Raw genomic sequence first — 15966 nt, 5'->3', positions numbered from 1 at the left:
TTTTTCACTGCCGGGCAATGCTATGATGGCCGCAGTTTTTGCAAACCAACCCCTGACACCAACGAGAAAAAGTATGTTGAAAAAACTGTTATTCCCCCTGTTGGCTGCGTTTGTTTTAGCCGGCTGTGCAACCAGCAATAATACCCTGACTATTCAGCCTAAAATTGAGCTGCCGCAGCAGGATCCGGGCCTGATGGGTGTGACCGTCAGCATCAACGGTGCCGACCAGCGTAAAGATCAGGCGCTGGCAAAAGTGAACCGTGACGGTCAGTTAGTCACCTTAACCCCATCACGCGATCTGCGTTTCCTGCTGCAGGAAGTGCTGGAGAAGCAGATGACCGCACGCGGATATATGATCGGTCCTGATGGCGCGGTCGACCTGCAGATTGTGGTTAACAACCTTTATGCTGATGTGACACAGGGTAATGTGCGCTACAGCATCACCACCAAAGCGGACATCTCTATCATCGCTACCGCGAAAAACGGCAACAAGCAGGTTAAAAATTACCGTCAGACTTACAGCGTAGAAGGCGCATTCAACGCCAGTAACCAGAAGATTACCAATGCCGTGAATGCCACCATGAGCGATGTGATCGCCGATATGGCGCAGGACACCAGCGTCAACGACTTCATCAAACAGAACGCCCGTTAATCTCCTCTCCTTCCTGCCCTGCCTCGTGCAGGGCACTTTGTTATCTGCAGGATGCGCATGAATCACTATCTCCGCCTCTTCCGCCAGAAAAACGCCGCCGTCCTGTTACTCCTCGGTTTTGCTTCCGGACTGCCGCTGGCACTGACCTCAGGCACGTTGCAGGCATGGATGACGGTGGATAATGTCGATCTGAAAACCATCGGGTTCTTTTCACTGGTCGGCCAGGCTTATGTCTTTAAATTTCTCTGGTCACCGATGATGGACCGTTACACGCCGCCGTTTCTGGGCCGGCGTCGCGGCTGGTTACTGGTAAGCCAGCTGACGCTGGTGAGCGGCATCCTCGCCATGGGCTTTCTTCAGCCCGGACGCGATCTGACCCTGATGGCCGCACTGGCGGTGCTGATCGCCTTCTGTTCCGCCTCGCAGGATATCGTGTTCGACGCCTGGAAAACGGACATCCTGCCGCCAGAGGAGCGCGGCAGCGGTGCGGCGATCACCGTGCTGGGTTACCGGCTGGCGATGCTGATTTCTGGCGGGCTGGCGCTGTGGCTGGCTGACCGTTATCTGGGCTGGCAGGCCACCTACTGGCTGATGGCGCTGATGATGGTGCCGGGGATTCTCGCTACGCTGATGGCCAGTGAGCCGGACACGCGCATTGCCACGCCCCACTCGCTGCGTCAGGCGGTCGTCGATCCGCTGAAGGATTTCTTCCAGCGCAACAATGCGTGGCTGCTGATCACCCTGATCATTCTCTACAAGCTGGGCGATGCCTTTGCCGCCTCGCTGACCACAACCTTTCTGATCCGCGGCGTCGGCTTCAACGCCGGTGACGTCGGCCTGGTCAACAAGACCCTGGGCCTGCTGGCGACGATTATCGGCGCCCTGTACGGCGGGGTGCTGATGCAGCGCCTGAGCCTGTTCCGTGCGCTGCTGATTTTTGGCGTGCTGCAGGCGGTGTCGAACTTTGGCTACTGGCTGCTGGCGGTGACCGACAAACAGCTATGGAGTATGGCCAGCGCGGTCTTTGTTGAAAACCTCTGTGGCGGAATGGGCACCGCGGCCTTTGTCGCCCTGCTGATGACGCTGTGTAACAAATCATTTTCGGCGACCCAGTTTGCGCTGCTCTCGGCGCTCTCGGCGGTCGGCAGGGTCTATGTCGGCCCGGCGGCAGGCTGGCTGGTGGAGCTGTGGGGCTGGCCGGCCTTTTATGCCTTCACGGTGGTGGCCGGTCTGCCGGGTCTGCTGCTGCTGCTGTTTTGTCGTCAGACACTGAATCAGGTGGAGCGGAGTGGCAAATTCCTGACGCGCAGCTACTATCCTCATGGCTATCGCTGGACGAATCGTCTGTTTGCAGCCGGGTGCGGCATCCTGGCGCTCTGGCTGGTGGCGCTGGCAATGGATGCGCTGGGCTGGACGGCGCTGTCGTCGTGGCTTGCTCGTCTGTTTGAGCTGGGCATGACGATCGCCCTGCTGGCGGTGCTGGCTGGCGTGTTGCTGGACTACCGGGCGCTGAAAAAAACGCCTGCGCCCCCTGCATCTGACGCTTAAGCGAAATCGATAGGTTGACGGACCGTGGCTTATTTTTTTAGCAGCCGAATAAGCCCCGGTCATTTATCATCGCGTGTTATTTTCAAAAAATAACAATATGGCCTGAGGAGACGCAGACTGAATACTAAAAACCGGTGAGCAATTACTTTAGTTAAATTTCATCACATAAATGATGCAGACTTGTTAAATATTTGGGAGTTAAAAGTAAGGGTTATTCCTTTCCCTGATTTTTTCGCGGTGGCTTCCATTGGTTTTTGTTATATTGGTGCCAACTGCTTGTCTGCGTTAATTATTTGTCACCTGACGCAACATCTGTGACACCCTTAGCAAAAGGTGTCAACACGTATCTGACACATCCTTAAGCTGGTTTACACTGCATAAACCTTCCCGTAAAATGCGCGCACACTTAAACGACAATAGAGCCCTTTGTCATTGAGGTCGTTAAATGAGACTCAGTAAATACAATAAAAGTTTGGGGATTTTGTCATTAATTGCAGGCACTTTATTAATGAGTGGCTGCGATAGTGCATTGTTAAATCCCAAAGGACAGATTGCACTGGAGCAACGTTCGCTGATACTGACTGCCTTTGGCCTGATGTTGATCGTCGTGATTCCCGCAGTCCTGATGGCCGTGGTGTTTGCCTGGAAGTATCGGGCGTCCAACACGAATGCGAAGTACAGCCCTAACTGGTCACACTCTAACAAAGTGGAAGCCGTGGTCTGGACCATTCCGATCCTGATCATTCTCTTCCTCAGCGTGCTGACCTGGAAATCGACCCATGCACTGGAGCCCAGCAAACCGCTGCAATCTGATGTGAAGCCGGTTGAGATCGATGTGGTTGCACTGGACTGGAAATGGTTGTTCATTTACCCGGAACAGGGTATTGCGACCGTGAACCAGATTGCCTTCCCGGCAAATACTCCGGTGAACTTCAAAATCACCTCTAACTCCGTCATGAACTCTTTCTTCATCCCAACGCTCGGCAGCCAGATCTATGCGATGGCCGGTATGCAGACCAAGCTGCATCTGATTGCGAATGAGCCGGGAACTTTCGACGGTATCTCTGCGAACTTCAGTGGTCGTGGTTTCTCTGGCATGAAGTTCAAAGCCATTGCAACCAAAGACGATGCGGAATTCCAGCAGTGGGTGGCTAAAGTTAAAGCAGCCCCTAACACGCTGACCACGATGGATGATTTCGAGAAAGTGGCTGTGCCAAGCGAAAATCACCCGGTGGAATATTTCTCTTCAGCTGATCCGAAACTGTTCATGCAAGTCATCGACAAGTTCAAGATGAGCCACGGGAAAATGGACATGCCACAGCATGAAGGTATGGACATGAGTCACACCGCTTCCGCGGGAGCCGAGGAATAATACGATGTTCGGAAAATTAACACTGGATGCAGTGCCGTACCATGAGCCGATTATCATGGTTACGGTCGCCGCTATCATCTTAGGTGGTCTGGCGCTGGTCGCTGCGCTCACCTATTTTGGTAAGTGGAAATATCTGTGGTCTGAATGGCTGACGTCAGTCGACCACAAACGCCTGGGTATCATGTATGTCATCATGGCGTTCGTCATGCTGCTGCGTGGTTTCGCTGATGCCATCATGATGCGTACCCAACAGGTTATGGCTTCGGCCGGTGAAGCGGGCATTCTGCCACCGCACCACTACGACCAGATCTTTACCGCGCACGGCGTGATTATGATCTTCTTCGTAGCGATGCCTTTTGTGGTTGGCCTGATGAACATCGCCGTTCCGTTGCAGATTGGTGCACGCGACGTTGCGTTCCCGTTCCTGAACAACCTGAGCTTCTGGTTTACTGCGGTCGGTGTGATCCTGGTTAACATTTCTCTGGGTGTGGGCGAGTTCGCACAGACCGGCTGGCTGGCGTATCCGCCGCTTTCCGGCGCGGAGTACAGTCCCGGGGTCGGGGTCGACTACTGGATCTGGAGCCTTCAGCTTTCAGGTATTGGTACGACCTTAACCGGTATTAACTTCTTCGTGACCATCCTGAAGATGCGTGCGCCAGGCATGAGCCTGTTCAAAATGCCGGTCTTCACCTGGACCGCGCTGTGCACCAACGTCCTGATCATCGCTGCGTTCCCGGTTCTGACCGTGACCCTGGCGCTGCTGACGCTCGATCGTTATCTCGGCTTCCATTTCTTCACCAATGAAATGGGCGGGAACATGATGATGTACGTCAACCTGATCTGGGTCTGGGGCCATCCGGAAGTGTATATCCTGGTACTGCCGGTGTTTGGTGTGTTCGCAGAAATTACTGCGACCTTCTCCAAAAAACGTCTGTTTGGTTATACCTCTCTGGTCTGGGCGACCATCGCCATCACCGTTCTGTCGTTCATCGTCTGGCTGCACCACTTCTTCACCATGGGTGCGGGTGCCAACGTTAACGCCTTCTTCGGTATCATGACGATGATCATCGCGATTCCGACCGGGGTTAAAATCTTTAACTGGCTGTTCACCATGTACCAGGGCCGCATCCAGATGCACTCTGCCATGCTGTGGACCGTTGGCTTCCTGGTAACCTTCTCTGTCGGGGGTATGACCGGTGTTCTGCTGGCCGTTCCGGGTGCTGACTTTATTCTGCACAACAGCCTGTTCCTGATTGCGCACTTCCATAACGTGATTATCGGTGGTGTGGTGTTCGGTTGTATGGCGGGTGTGACCTACTGGTTCCCGAAAGCGTTCGGCTTTACCCTGAATGAAACCTGGGGCAAGCGCGCATTCTGGTTCTGGATCATCGGCTTCTTCGTGGCCTTTATGCCGCTGTACGCACTGGGCTTCATGGGTATGACCCGTCGTCTGAGCCAGAACATCGATCCACAGTTCCATCCTCTGCTGGTGGTTGCTGCGGTCGGTGCAGGTCTGATTGCACTGGGTATCCTGTGTCAGCTGACCATGTTCTATGTCTCGGTACGTGATCGTCATCAGAACCGTGACCTGACCGGTGACCCGTGGGGCGGTCGTACGCTGGAGTGGGCAACCTCTTCACCACCACCGTTCTATAACTTTGCTGTTATCCCACATGTGCACGAGCGTGACGCTTTCTGGGAAATGAAAGAGAAAGGCGAAGCGTACAAACAGCCGGCATCGTATGAAGAGATTCATATGCCGAAAAACAGCGGTGCTGCCATCATCATCTGCGCATTCGCAACGGTAATGGGTTTCGCGCTGATCTGGCATATCTGGTGGATGGCGGGTCTTTCATTCCTCGGCATGATCGTTACCTGGATCGTGAAAAGCTTCGACGAAGACGTGGATTACTACGTTCCGGTTGCTGAAGTTCAGAAGATTGAAAACCAGCACTTTGACGAAATCAGCAAAGCAGGTCTGAAATAATGTCAACTGAAACTCTGATTAAACATCACCACGACGCCCATGCGGAGCATGGGCATCACGATGCAGGAGCCAATAAAGTCTTTGGCTTCTGGATCTACCTGATGAGTGACTGCATTATCTTCGCAACCCTGTTTGCGACCTATGCTGTCATGGTCAACAACACTGCCGGTGGCCCGGCAGGTAAAGATATCTTTGAGCTGCCATTTGTTCTGGTAGAAACCGCCCTGCTGCTGCTGAGTTCGATCACTTACGGCATGGCTGTTATCTCCATGAACAAGGAGCAAAAAGGGGCCGTTATCGGCTGGCTGGCGCTGACCTTCCTGTTCGGTCTGGGCTTTATCGGGATGGAAATCTATGAATTCCATCACCTGATTGCCGAAGGCTTTGGCCCGGATCGCAGCGGCTTCCTGTCTGGCTTCTTTACGCTGGTCGGTACCCACGGTCTGCACGTGACCTCCGGTCTGATCTGGATGCTGGTACTGATGTTCCAGATTTCCAGACGTGGCCTGAACGCGACTAACCGCACCCGTATCATGTGCCTGAGCCTGTTCTGGCACTTCCTGGACGTGGTCTGGATTTGCGTCTTCACCGTTGTTTACCTGATGGGAGCCATGTAATGAGTCATTCTGTTAACGAACATGGCGCTTCACACGGTAGCGTGAAGTCCTACATGATCGGCTTCATCCTCTCTATCATCCTGACGGCGATCCCGTTCTGGATGGTAATGGATGGCAGTGCATCTCACGGTACGATCCTTGGTGTTGTCCTGGTGTGTGCAGTGATTCAGGTGCTGGTGCACCTGGTCTACTTCCTGCACTTAGACAGCAAATCTGAGGGTGGCTGGAACATGGTAGCCATTGTCTTCTCGGCCATCATCATCCTGATTGTCGTAGTAGGCTCACTGTGGATCATGTGGAACCTCAACTACAACATGATGCCTCACTAAAGAGTCACACGTAATGTTTAAGCAATACCTGCAAGTTACAAAACCAGGAATTATTTTCGGGAATTTAATTTCTGTGATCGGCGGATTCCTGTTGGCCTCCAAAGGCAACACGGATTACGCCCTGTTTCTCATCACCCTGGTGGGCGTGTCACTGGTGGTTGCATCCGGTTGTGTTTTCAACAACGTGATCGACCGCGACATCGACATCAAGATGGAGAGAACCAGGAATCGGGTGCTGGTAAAAGGCCTTATCTCCGCGAAAGTAAGCCTGGTTTACGCCACTGTGTTGGGTATTGCTGGCTTTGCGTTGCTCTACTTCGGTGCTAATCCGCTGGCCATGTGGCTGGCGGTGATGGGCTTCGTGGTTTACGTGGGCATTTACAGCCTCTACATGAAGCGTCACTCCGTTTACGGCACGCTGATTGGCAGTCTGTCGGGTGCTGCGCCGCCGGTTATCGGCTACTGCGCCGTCTCCAACCAGTTTGATGCGGGCGCGTTAATCCTGCTGGCGATCTTCAGCCTGTGGCAGATGCCGCATTCGTACGCGATTGCCATCTTCCGCTTTAAAGATTACCAGGCAGCGAACATCCCGGTTCTGCCGGTGGTGAAAGGCATCTCGGTGGCTAAAAATCATATTACGCTCTACATTCTGGCGTTTATGATTGCCACGCTGATGCTGACGCTGGGGGGTTACGCGGGCTACAAATATCTGGTGGTGGCCGCTGCGGTCAGCGTCTGGTGGCTGGGCATGGCCCTGTCGGGTTACAAAACGGCGGATGACCGTGTCTGGGCGCGTAAACTGTTTGTCTTCTCTATCGTCACCATCACCGCGCTGAGCGTGATGATGTCGGTCGATTCGATGGCACCGGTGTCGAAGGACCTGCTGACTTACGTCTGGTAATCAGCAACGAAATGGCATGAAAAGGGCGCGATTTTCGCGCCCTTTCTTTTTGTTACCACTGCTTAAAAACTATTGTTTTACCCGCCCTGCCCCGCCCCCTAGAATAAATGCAGCACATTAACAGAGGTTGGAATGAACGATAATAAAATGACTCCGGTGGAGCTGCGTGCCACATGGGGCCTCGGTACGGTCTTTTCCCTGCGGATGCTGGGAATGTTTATGGTCCTGCCGGTACTGACCACTTATGGCATGGCATTACAGGGTGCAAGTGAAACCTTGATCGGCCTGGCAATTGGCATCTATGGCCTCGCCCAGGCAATATTTCAGATCCCTTTTGGTCTGCTCTCCGATCGCATCGGGCGTAAGCCGCTGATCGTCGGCGGGCTGTTGCTGTTTGTACTGGGCAGCGTGATCGCTGCCTGCACCGACTCTATCTGGGGCATCATTCTGGGTCGTGCGCTCCAGGGCTCAGGCGCGATTGCTGCGGCCGTGATGGCCCTTCTCTCCGATTTAACCCGTGAGCAGAATCGCACCAAGGCGATGGCGTTTATCGGTATCAGTTTTGGCATCACGTTTGCGATTGCGATGGTCGTCGGACCGGTGGTGACGCACGCGCTGGGACTGCATGCGCTGTTCTGGATGATTGCGATTCTGGCCTCGCTGGGTATCGTGATCACGCTGCTGGTGGTGCCCTCCGCTTCTCATCATGTTCTGAACCGCGAGTCCGGCATGGTTAAAGGCAGCTTCCGCAAAGTGCTGGCCAATCCACGTCTGGTGAAGCTGAACGTCGGGATTTTCTGCCTGCACGTTCTGCTGATGTCGAGCTTTGTGGCCCTGCCGGGTCAGTTTGAGCAGGCGGGCTTCCCGGCGCCCGAGCACTGGAAGGTCTATCTCACCACGATGCTGATCGCCTTTGCGGGCGTGGTGCCGTTCATCATCTATGCCGAAGTGAAGCGTCGCATGAAGCGCGTCTTTGTCGGCTGCGTCGGGATGATTGTTATCGCCGAGATCGTGCTGTGGGGCGCGGAAGGCCATTTCTGGACTTTAGTGCTGGGCGTTCAGCTCTTCTTCTTCGCCTTTAACCTGATGGAGGCGATCCTGCCTTCGCTGATCAGTAAAGAGTCACCTGCAGGTTATAAAGGCACAGCAATGGGGATCTACTCCACCAGCCAGTTCCTGGGCGTGGCGGTAGGCGGCAGCATGGGCGGCTGGGTGTTTGGACATTTCGATGCGCAGACCGTCTTCCTGGCTGGCGCGATCGTGGCGGTGGCCTGGCTGTTTGTCAGCATGACGATGCAGGAGCCGCCTTATGTCAGCAGCCTGCGCATCGTGCTGAGCGATGCGGCACTGGCCGTGCCGAATCTGGAACAGCGTCTGAAGGCGCAGCCTGGAGTGAACGCCGTGTTTATCGTGCCGGAAGAGAAAAGCGCCTACATCAAAATCGACAGTAAAGTCACCAGCCGCCCTGAACTGGAGGCGCTGCTGGGCAGTTGCTGACCGGTGTTGTGGCGATGGCGGCCCTTTGCGAAAGGCAGAGGCTCCCTGATGCAAACGCCCTCCTCCTGACGATGTCCGCCCGTCAATCAAAAACCCGGCCTGAGCCGGGTTTCATCACTGAACTGCCTTCGCGCTGAATAAACTCAGCCTCTCCCGCTTAGTCGCGGAAGTTTTTAAACTGGAACGGCTGCCCCAGATTGCTGCCGCGCACGATCGCCATCGCACTCTGCAGATCATCACGCGCTTTACCGGTCACACGCAGCGCTTCGCCCTGAATCTGCGTCTGCACTTTCAGCTTGCTGTCTTTGATCAGCTTCACCAGTTTCTTCGCGACGTCGCTTTCAATGCCTTTTTTCAGTTTCGCCTCGACCGTCCAGCTCTTACCGCTGTGCTCAATCTCTTCCGGCACCTCTAAGGCACCGCCTTCAATTCCGCGCTTCAGCAGTTTCTCACGCAGAATATCGACCAGCTGCTTAACCTGAAAGTCGGACTCGCTGGTGATTTTAATGGTTTCATTCTTTTCGTTGAGCTCAAACTCGGCGCTCACGTTGCGGAAATCGAAGCGGGTTGACACTTCACGGTTGGCATTCTCCACCGCATTGCGAATTTCCTGCAGATCGACTTCTGAAACGATATCGAAAGATGGCATCTCTTCTTCTCCTGACGCTAAAGTGACATGCATAATACGCGTCTTAGGGTGCTAAATAAAATCAGGCTGCACACAACGCTATAATAAGGTGTGACAGCAAATAACAGATGGATAGCCCGCCAGCGGGAGGCAGTATGAAAATTACCGTGTTAGGTTGCGGCGCTCTGGGTCAGGTCTGGCTGACCGCGCTTGCCCGCCAGGGACACGATGTGCAGGGATGGTTGCGGGTGCCGCAGCCCTATTGCTCGGCGAACGTGATCGATCCTCAGGGCACGATCTCGAATCGCACGTTTATCGCCAACGATCCGCTGTTTCTGGCGGAGAGCCAGCTCCTGCTGGTCACGCTTAAAGCGCCGCAGGTTTCGCCCGCCGTCAAAAATCTGGAAAGCGTCCTGCCGGAAAACTGCCCGGTGCTGCTGCTGCACAACGGCATGGGCACGCTGGAGGAGCTGAAAGGGCTGACGCAGCCGCTGCTGCGCGGCGTGACGACCCATGCCGCCATGCGCGATGGTACCGTCATCAAACATATTGCCAGTGGCATCACCCACATCGGCCCCGGCAACCGCAAGAGTGCCGCTTACAGCGATCTGGCCGATATCCTGCACCCTGCCCTGCCCGATGTGGCCTGGCATGATAACATCCGGGCGGCCTGCTGGCGTAAGCTGGCCGTCAACTGCATCATTAACCCGCTGAGCGTGGAGTATGAGTGCCAGAACGGTGCCCTGCGCGCTTATCCGGCGCAGATCGCGCAACTCTGCGAAGAGATCAGCTGGGTGATGGAGCGTGAAGGTCAGAGTATCGCCAGCGAAAGTCTGCAGGACATTATCTTCGACGTAATTGAAAGCACCGCGGCCAACACCTCTTCGATGCTGCAGGACGTGCGCGCCCAGCGGCTCACCGAAATCGACTATATCAGTGGTTTTCTGCTGCGCCGCGCCCGGACGCACGGCCTGGTGCTGACGGAGAATAGCCGTCTGTATGACATGATTAAACGCAAGGAGTCTCATTATGAGCGCGAACGCATCGGTGCTGGTCTGCCTGGCACATGGCAGTGAAGAAACCGAAGCCGTCACCACCATCGACCTGCTGGTCCGGGCCGGACTCAGGGTCGTCACTGCCAGCGTCGAAAGCGATGGCAGCCGGGAGATCGTCTGCTCGCGCGGTGTGCGTCTGCTGGCTGACGTCACGCTGGTCGAAGTCGCCGACAACGATTTCGCCGCGATTGTCCTGCCGGGCGGTCTCAAAGGGGCAGAAACCTTTCGCGACAGCCCGCTGCTGGTCGAAACGGTGCGTCAGTTTCACCTGAATGAGAAAATCGTTGCCGCGATCTGCGCCGCGGCGGGCACGGTATTAATCCCGCACGAACTGTTCCCGATCGGCAACATGACCGGTTTTCCCGGCTTAAAAGAGACGATCCCGGCGGAGAAATGGATGGAGCGGCGTGTCGTCTGGGATCCGCGCGTCAATCTGCTGACCAGCCAGGGACCGGGCACGGCGATGGATTTTGCGCTGAAGCTGATCGATCTGCTGGTGGGAAAAGAGCGGGCGCGCGAGGTTGCGGCACAGCTGGTGCTGGCCCCCGGCATTTACGACTATCAGGCTTAAAACAGGGTATTTCAGTGAAGCCGGTCAGCCCTGAGCAGGCGTGACCGGCAATACGCACAGCCCTAAGGCCGGTAGACTTTCACGTTCTTAAAGCCCTGCTCATGCAGGTAGAGCGCCTGAAGACGGCTCATCACCCCGCGATCGCAATAGAGCAGCCAGGTGCGGTTCTGATCGAGATTGCCAAACTGCGTGCTGAGTTTGTAGAACGGCAGCGACTTCACCTCCGTGGCGTTCAGCTCCAGCGGATTCTCTTCCTGCTCGTCGATGGCGCGGATATCCAGCACCACATCGTTTTCACTCAGCAGGGCGACAGTTTCCACTTCCACCACTTCCTCTTCGGTCTGCTCGGCGATGGTACGGATATCGACGTTCGTCGCCTCCTCCACGACCCGATCCAGAATGGAGAAGTCGAAGTTCTGCTCTTCAGCTTCAATCTTCGCCTTCACCGCTTTCACCGTCGGGCTTTTTGAGATCACGCCACAATATTCCGGCATGGTGCTGGCAAAATCTTCGGTGCCGATCTCGCGGGCAACTTTGATGATGTGTTCTTTATCATGCGAAATCAGGGGACGCAGAATCAGCGTATCGGACGCATTATCAATCAGACGCAGATTGGTCAGCGTCTGGCTCGACACCTGGCCGACCGCTTCACCGGTAACCAGCGCCTGCACGCCGTAACGCTCCGCAATCGTCGAGGCGGCACGCACCATCATGCGCTTCAGCACCACGCCCATCTGCCCGTCATCCACTTTTTCCAGAATTTCGCCCACCACCGGCTCGAAATTGATGGCCACAAAGCGTACGCGGTGTGAACGGCCAAAACGGTTCCACAGATAATGTGCCACCTGACGGACGCCGATCTCATGCGCCGCGCCGCCAAGATTAAAGAAGCAGTAGTGCACGCGGCTGCCACGACGCAGCAGCATATAGCTGGAGACGCCGGAGTCAAACCCCCCGGAAATCAGCGACAGCACATCTTCCTGCGTCCCGATCGGGAAACCGCCCAGGCCTTCGTAGCGCGCGGTCACCAGCGTCAGTCGGTTCTCTTCCACCTCAAGATGAACCGTGACTTCCGGGTTTTTCAACTGCACGCGGGCGCTTTCAATGTGCTGATTCAGACCGCCGCCGACATAACGCTCCACATCCTGCGAACTGAAGCTATGCTTACCACGGCGTTTTACACGTACGCAGAAGCTCTTTCCTTCGAGACTGTCGCGATACTGCGCCAGCGTCTGTTCAAAGATGTGATGGACATCGGTGTACTCACGATCTTCGACCGCTAAAACGTGATGGATCCCTGGAATGCGCGTCAGCTCATCGGGAATAATGTCCCGCAGCGCCGGATTTTTTGACCGCACTTCAATGTGATCCCAGAAACGCACAACGGCGATGTCGTCGCTCACGGTTTTCAGGACGTTACGGATATTGCTGGCAAGAATCTTGATAAAGCGCAAACGCACCGACTGACTCTTGATGGTGATTTCAGGAAATAACTTGATGATAAACTTCATGGCGACACAGCTTCGTTGGGCAAATAAGTGCTAAAACAGGCAGCACTTAGCTGGTAAAATCACAAAATTGCGGGCTGCAAGGCGCAACCGCATCCGAGGCGCGGGAGTATATCACCTTTGTCAGGTGACTGCTTCTTCATCAGCCGCCGCATTGATTATTTTGCTAATCATAGGGTCTCAGCTACCATGACCGATTGCGAGATAATGTCCCAACCGTGAGTCGACACGAAATATGCCGAAAAAAGCCGAACAGCCAGCCAGCTTTGAAACGTCATTGCAGCAGCTGGAGCAGATTGTCAGCCGTCTGGAAAGTGGTGAACTGCCGCTGGAAGAAGCCCTGAATGAGTTTGAGCGCGGCGTTCAGCTGGCGCGCACCGGCCAGCAGACGCTGCAGCAGGCTGAACAGCGCGTCCGTATTCTGCTGAACGACGACAAAGACGCCGATCTCACTGCTTTCACGCCGGAAAACAACTAATGGATTTTGCCCGCTTACTCGACGATCGTCAGCAGCAGATCAACGCCGCGCTGACGCGTTTTATAGAGCCACTTCCTTTTCAGAGTTCTCCTCTGGTGAATGCCATGCATTATGGGGCATTATTAGGCGGTAAACGCCTGCGTCCTTTTCTGGTCTACGCTACCGGCGAAATGCTCCACGCCGACCCGGCGAGTCTGGATGCGCCCGCCGCCGCGGTTGAATGCATTCATGCGTACTCCCTGATTCATGACGATCTCCCTGCGATGGATGATGATGCACTGCGTCGCGGGCAGCCAACCTGTCACATTAAATATGGCGAAGACACCGCGATTCTGGCGGGCGACGCCCTGCAGACGCTGGCCTTTTCTATTCTGGCCGATGCAGCGATGCCCGGTGTCAGCGCGGAATATCGTCTTAAGATGCTCTCCGAACTGGCGCAAGCCAGCGGCGTTGCCGGGATGTGTGGCGGCCAGGCACTGGATTTAGCCGCAGAAGGCAAACAGGTCGGTCTCGACCAGCTTGAACAGATTCATCGCCACAAAACCGGTGCCCTGATCCGTTCCGCCGTGCGTCTGGGTGCGCTGGCGGCAGGTGACGCGGGCCGTGATGCGCTGCCGCTGCTGGACCGCTATGCCGCGGCGATCGGTCTCGCTTTTCAGGTGCAGGACGATATTCTGGATGTGGTGGGTGACACAGCGATCATCGGAAAACGCCAGGGTGCCGATGAGCATCTGGGAAAAAGCACCTATCCTTCATTGTTAGGTCTTGAAAATGCCCGTGCCAAAGCGCGGGATTTGTATCAGGAAGCTCTTGATGCTTTAGAAATGCTCGCTGCGCACTCTTATAACACTACAGCACTGCAGGCGCTGGCGAGCTTCATAATTGAACGCGACAAATAACTTCCATAATGAGTCTCTGATGAGTTTTGATATTGCTAAATACCCGACACTGGCGCTGGCAAACACGGTTCAGGAGCTGCGCGCCCTGCCCAAAGAGAAGTTGCCTGCGCTGTGTGATGAACTGCGTCAGTATCTGTTAGACAGTGTGAGCCGCTCCAGCGGCCATTTTGCGTCGGGTCTGGGCGTAGTCGAACTGACGGTCGCGCTGCATTATGTCTACAACACCCCCTTTGACCATCTGGTCTGGGATGTGGGTCATCAGGCTTATCCCCATAAAATCCTGACGGGTCGCCGCGATCGCATCGGCACCATCCGTCAGAAAAATGGCGTACACCCGTTTCCGTGGCGCGGCGAAAGTGAATATGACGTGCTGAGCGTCGGTCACTCCTCCACCTCTATCAGTGCCGGTCTGGGCATGGCGGCTGCGGCCGAACGTGAAGGTCAGGGCCGCCGCACCGCCTGCATCATTGGCGATGGCGCCATCACCGCCGGTATGGCGTTTGAGGCGATGAACCACGCCGGTGATATCAAGCCGGATATGCTGGTGATCCTCAACGACAACGAAATGTCGATCTCCGAGAACGTCGGCGCGCTGAACAACCGCCTGGCGCAGATTCTGTCCGGCAAAACCTATTCCCGCCTGCGCGAAGGCAGCAAGCGGGTGCTGACCAGCCTGCCCCCGATCAAAGAGCTGGTCAGACGCACCGAAGAGCATCTCAAGGGCATGGTCGTGCCGGGGACGCTGTTTGAAGAGCTGGGCTTCAACTACATCGGCCCGGTTGACGGTCACGATGTTCTGACGCTGGTCAATACGCTGAGCAACATGCGCAACCTGAAAGGGCCGCAGTTCCTGCATATCATGACCAAAAAAGGCAAAGGCTACGCGCCAGCCGAGGAAGATCCGATTGCCTGGCACGCGGTGCCTAAATTTGACCCGGCGATTGGTGAACTGCCGAAAAGCGCAGAGGGTTTGCCGAGCTACTCGAAAATCTTCGGTAACTGGCTGTGCGAGATGGCCGCAGACGATCCGAAGCTGATGGCGATCACCCCGGCGATGCGCGAAGGCTCCGGCATGGTGGCCTTCTCGCGCGAATTCCCGAACCAGTATTTTGATGTGGCGATTGCCGAACAGCATGCGGTCACCTTCGCGGCCGGTATGGCGATTGGCGGCTATAAGCCGATCGTGGCCATCTACTCCACCTTCCTGCAGCGCGCCTACGATCAGCTGATCCATGACGTCGCTATTCAGAAACTGCCGGTCCTGTTTGCTATCGATCGTGGTGGTATTGTTGGCGCGGATGGCCAGACCCACCAGGGCGCCTTTGATCTCGCCTATCTGCGCTGCGTGCCGGATATGGTGATCATGACCCCGAGCGACGAAAACGAATGCCGTCAGATGCTCTACACCGGCTATCACTATCAGGATGGCCCCAGCGCCGTGCGCTATCCGCGTGGCACCGGTGTCGGCACGCCACTGGCGCCGCTGCAGAGCCTGCCGCTGGGCAAAGCCGTGGCGAAGCGTCAGGGTGAAAAGCTGGCGATCCTGAACTTCGGCACGCTGCTGCCGGAAGCCGCTGCCACTGCAGAGGCGCTGAACGCGACCCTGGTCGATATGCGCTTTGTGAAGCCGCTGGATGAAGCATTGATCGCCGGGCTGGCCGCTACGCACGACTCGCTGATCACGCTGGAAGAAGGCGCCATCAAAGGCGGCGCCGGCAGTGGCGTCAATGAATTTATCATGGCGAAACGCCTGGCTGTACCGGTGCTCAACATCGGTCTGCCTGATGAGTTCATCCCGCAGGGGACGCAGGATGAAATACGCCACGACTATCAGCTGGACGCGGAGGGCATTCAGCAGCAGATCGCCCGCTGGCTGGCGCAGTAGTCACTCCTCTCTGCGCTCCCCCTCGGGGAGCGCAACATC

15 protein-coding genes are annotated in these 15966 nt (G+C 55.8%); 13 read left to right on the top strand and 2 right to left on the bottom strand.

Going from position 1 to position 15966, the window contains the following annotated elements; genetic code table 11:
- Positions 1-73 precede the first annotated feature (73 nt).
- The 8 genes from ACNY69_RS00685 (at position 74) to ACNY69_RS00650 (ending at position 8903) form a co-directional block, all read left to right on the top strand.
- Positions 74-652: a lipoprotein gene (locus ACNY69_RS00685; protein WP_111140965.1), complete on the top strand. Its 579-nt coding sequence runs from the start codon at positions 74-76 to the stop codon at positions 650-652.
- A gap of 57 nt (positions 653-709) precedes the next feature.
- Positions 710-2200, top strand: coding sequence for a muropeptide MFS transporter AmpG (gene ampG, locus ACNY69_RS00680; RefSeq protein ID WP_418797137.1), 1491 nt, complete (start codon positions 710-712; stop codon positions 2198-2200).
- Positions 2201-2645: 445 nt separating this feature from the next.
- Complete coding sequence (gene cyoA, locus ACNY69_RS00675; RefSeq protein WP_111140967.1) at positions 2646-3572, top strand: cytochrome o ubiquinol oxidase subunit II; 927 nt, start codon at positions 2646-2648, stop codon at positions 3570-3572.
- Positions 3573-3576: 4 nt separating this feature from the next.
- Positions 3577-5559, top strand: coding sequence for a cytochrome o ubiquinol oxidase subunit I (gene cyoB, locus ACNY69_RS00670; protein WP_111140968.1), 1983 nt, complete (start codon positions 3577-3579; stop codon positions 5557-5559).
- Entirely contained in the window at positions 5559-6176 is a 618-nt protein-coding gene (locus tag ACNY69_RS00665) for a cytochrome o ubiquinol oxidase subunit III (RefSeq protein ID WP_111140969.1), read from the top strand. Before cyoB ends, ACNY69_RS00665 begins: the two co-directional genes overlap by 1 nt.
- Entirely contained in the window at positions 6176-6505 is a 330-nt protein-coding gene (locus ACNY69_RS00660) for a cytochrome o ubiquinol oxidase subunit IV (protein WP_008924889.1), read from the top strand. The genes ACNY69_RS00665 and ACNY69_RS00660 overlap by 1 nt, the downstream gene beginning before the upstream one ends.
- 13 nt (positions 6506-6518) lie before the next feature.
- On the top strand, positions 6519-7406 hold the full coding sequence (gene cyoE / locus ACNY69_RS00655) for a heme o synthase (RefSeq protein ID WP_111142256.1): 888 nt from the start codon (positions 6519-6521) through the stop codon (positions 7404-7406).
- A gap of 132 nt (positions 7407-7538) precedes the next feature.
- Complete coding sequence (locus tag ACNY69_RS00650) at positions 7539-8903, top strand: MFS transporter (RefSeq protein ID WP_111142255.1); 1365 nt, start codon at positions 7539-7541, stop codon at positions 8901-8903.
- A gap of 157 nt (positions 8904-9060) precedes the next feature.
- Here ACNY69_RS00650 and ACNY69_RS00645 read toward each other — a convergent pair whose 3' ends face one another.
- Positions 9061-9552, bottom strand: a complete 492-nt coding sequence (locus ACNY69_RS00645; protein ID WP_111142254.1) for a YajQ family cyclic di-GMP-binding protein — start codon at positions 9550-9552, stop codon at positions 9061-9063.
- A gap of 134 nt (positions 9553-9686) precedes the next feature.
- Between ACNY69_RS00645 and panE the strand changes: the two genes are divergently transcribed.
- Positions 9687-10607, top strand: coding sequence for a 2-dehydropantoate 2-reductase (panE, locus tag ACNY69_RS00640; RefSeq protein WP_111139995.1), 921 nt, complete (start codon positions 9687-9689; stop codon positions 10605-10607).
- A complete protein-coding gene (gene yajL, locus ACNY69_RS00635; RefSeq protein WP_111139996.1) occupies positions 10561-11157 on the top strand; it encodes a protein deglycase YajL in 597 nt (198 codons plus the stop codon). Before panE ends, yajL begins: the two co-directional genes overlap by 47 nt.
- 62 nt (positions 11158-11219) lie before the next feature.
- Here yajL and thiI read toward each other — a convergent pair whose 3' ends face one another.
- Positions 11220-12668 carry a tRNA uracil 4-sulfurtransferase ThiI gene (gene thiI / locus ACNY69_RS00630; protein WP_418797136.1) on the bottom strand — a complete coding sequence of 483 codons (1449 nt, stop codon included), beginning with the start codon at positions 12666-12668 and terminating at the stop codon, positions 11220-11222.
- A 232-nt stretch (positions 12669-12900) separates the two neighbouring features.
- Between thiI and xseB the strand changes: the two genes are divergently transcribed.
- From xseB to dxs, 3 genes are read left to right on the top strand one after another with little or no spacing between them, the layout of a single operon-like run.
- Positions 12901-13143 carry an exodeoxyribonuclease VII small subunit gene (gene xseB, locus ACNY69_RS00625; protein ID WP_111139998.1) on the top strand — a complete coding sequence of 81 codons (243 nt, stop codon included), beginning with the start codon at positions 12901-12903 and terminating at the stop codon, positions 13141-13143.
- Positions 13143-14042: a (2E,6E)-farnesyl diphosphate synthase gene (gene ispA, locus ACNY69_RS00620; RefSeq protein ID WP_111139999.1), complete on the top strand. Its 900-nt coding sequence runs from the start codon at positions 13143-13145 to the stop codon at positions 14040-14042. The genes xseB and ispA overlap by 1 nt, the downstream gene beginning before the upstream one ends.
- Before the next feature lie 19 nt (positions 14043-14061).
- Positions 14062-15927, top strand: a complete 1866-nt coding sequence (gene dxs / locus ACNY69_RS00615) for a 1-deoxy-D-xylulose-5-phosphate synthase (protein WP_418797135.1) — start codon at positions 14062-14064, stop codon at positions 15925-15927.
- Positions 15928-15966: the final 39 nt, after the last annotated feature.

The organism is Pantoea graminicola (assembly GCF_048452665.1).
Classification (GTDB): Bacteria; Pseudomonadota; Gammaproteobacteria; order Enterobacterales; family Enterobacteriaceae; genus Pantoea.
This window is presented reverse-complemented; position numbering and strand designations above follow the sequence as displayed.

Excerpts from the sequence above, each read along its gene's own strand:
- thiI (WP_418797136.1), bottom strand. The coding sequence starts at position 12,668 with ATGAAGTTTATCATCAAGTTATTTCCTGAAATCACCATCAAGAGTCAG.
- ACNY69_RS00650 (WP_111142255.1), top strand. The coding sequence starts at position 7,539 with ATGAACGATAATAAAATGACTCCGGTGGAGCTGCGTGCCACATGGGGC.
- yajL (WP_111139996.1), top strand. The coding sequence starts at position 10,561 with ATGAGCGCGAACGCATCGGTGCTGGTCTGCCTGGCACATGGCAGTGAA.
- ACNY69_RS00645 (WP_111142254.1), bottom strand. The coding sequence starts at position 9,552 with ATGCCATCTTTCGATATCGTTTCAGAAGTCGATCTGCAGGAAATTCGC.
- cyoB (WP_111140968.1), top strand. The coding sequence starts at position 3,577 with ATGTTCGGAAAATTAACACTGGATGCAGTGCCGTACCATGAGCCGATT.
- ispA (WP_111139999.1), top strand. The coding sequence starts at position 13,143 with ATGGATTTTGCCCGCTTACTCGACGATCGTCAGCAGCAGATCAACGCC.
- ampG (WP_418797137.1), top strand. The coding sequence starts at position 710 with ATGAATCACTATCTCCGCCTCTTCCGCCAGAAAAACGCCGCCGTCCTG.
- cyoA (WP_111140967.1), top strand. The coding sequence starts at position 2,646 with ATGAGACTCAGTAAATACAATAAAAGTTTGGGGATTTTGTCATTAATT.
- xseB (WP_111139998.1), top strand. The coding sequence starts at position 12,901 with ATGCCGAAAAAAGCCGAACAGCCAGCCAGCTTTGAAACGTCATTGCAG.
- panE (WP_111139995.1), top strand. The coding sequence starts at position 9,687 with ATGAAAATTACCGTGTTAGGTTGCGGCGCTCTGGGTCAGGTCTGGCTG.
- ACNY69_RS00660 (WP_008924889.1), top strand. The coding sequence starts at position 6,176 with ATGAGTCATTCTGTTAACGAACATGGCGCTTCACACGGTAGCGTGAAG.
- cyoE (WP_111142256.1), top strand. The coding sequence starts at position 6,519 with ATGTTTAAGCAATACCTGCAAGTTACAAAACCAGGAATTATTTTCGGG.
- ACNY69_RS00685 (WP_111140965.1), top strand. The coding sequence starts at position 74 with ATGTTGAAAAAACTGTTATTCCCCCTGTTGGCTGCGTTTGTTTTAGCC.
- dxs (WP_418797135.1), top strand. The coding sequence starts at position 14,062 with ATGAGTTTTGATATTGCTAAATACCCGACACTGGCGCTGGCAAACACG.
- ACNY69_RS00665 (WP_111140969.1), top strand. The coding sequence starts at position 5,559 with ATGTCAACTGAAACTCTGATTAAACATCACCACGACGCCCATGCGGAG.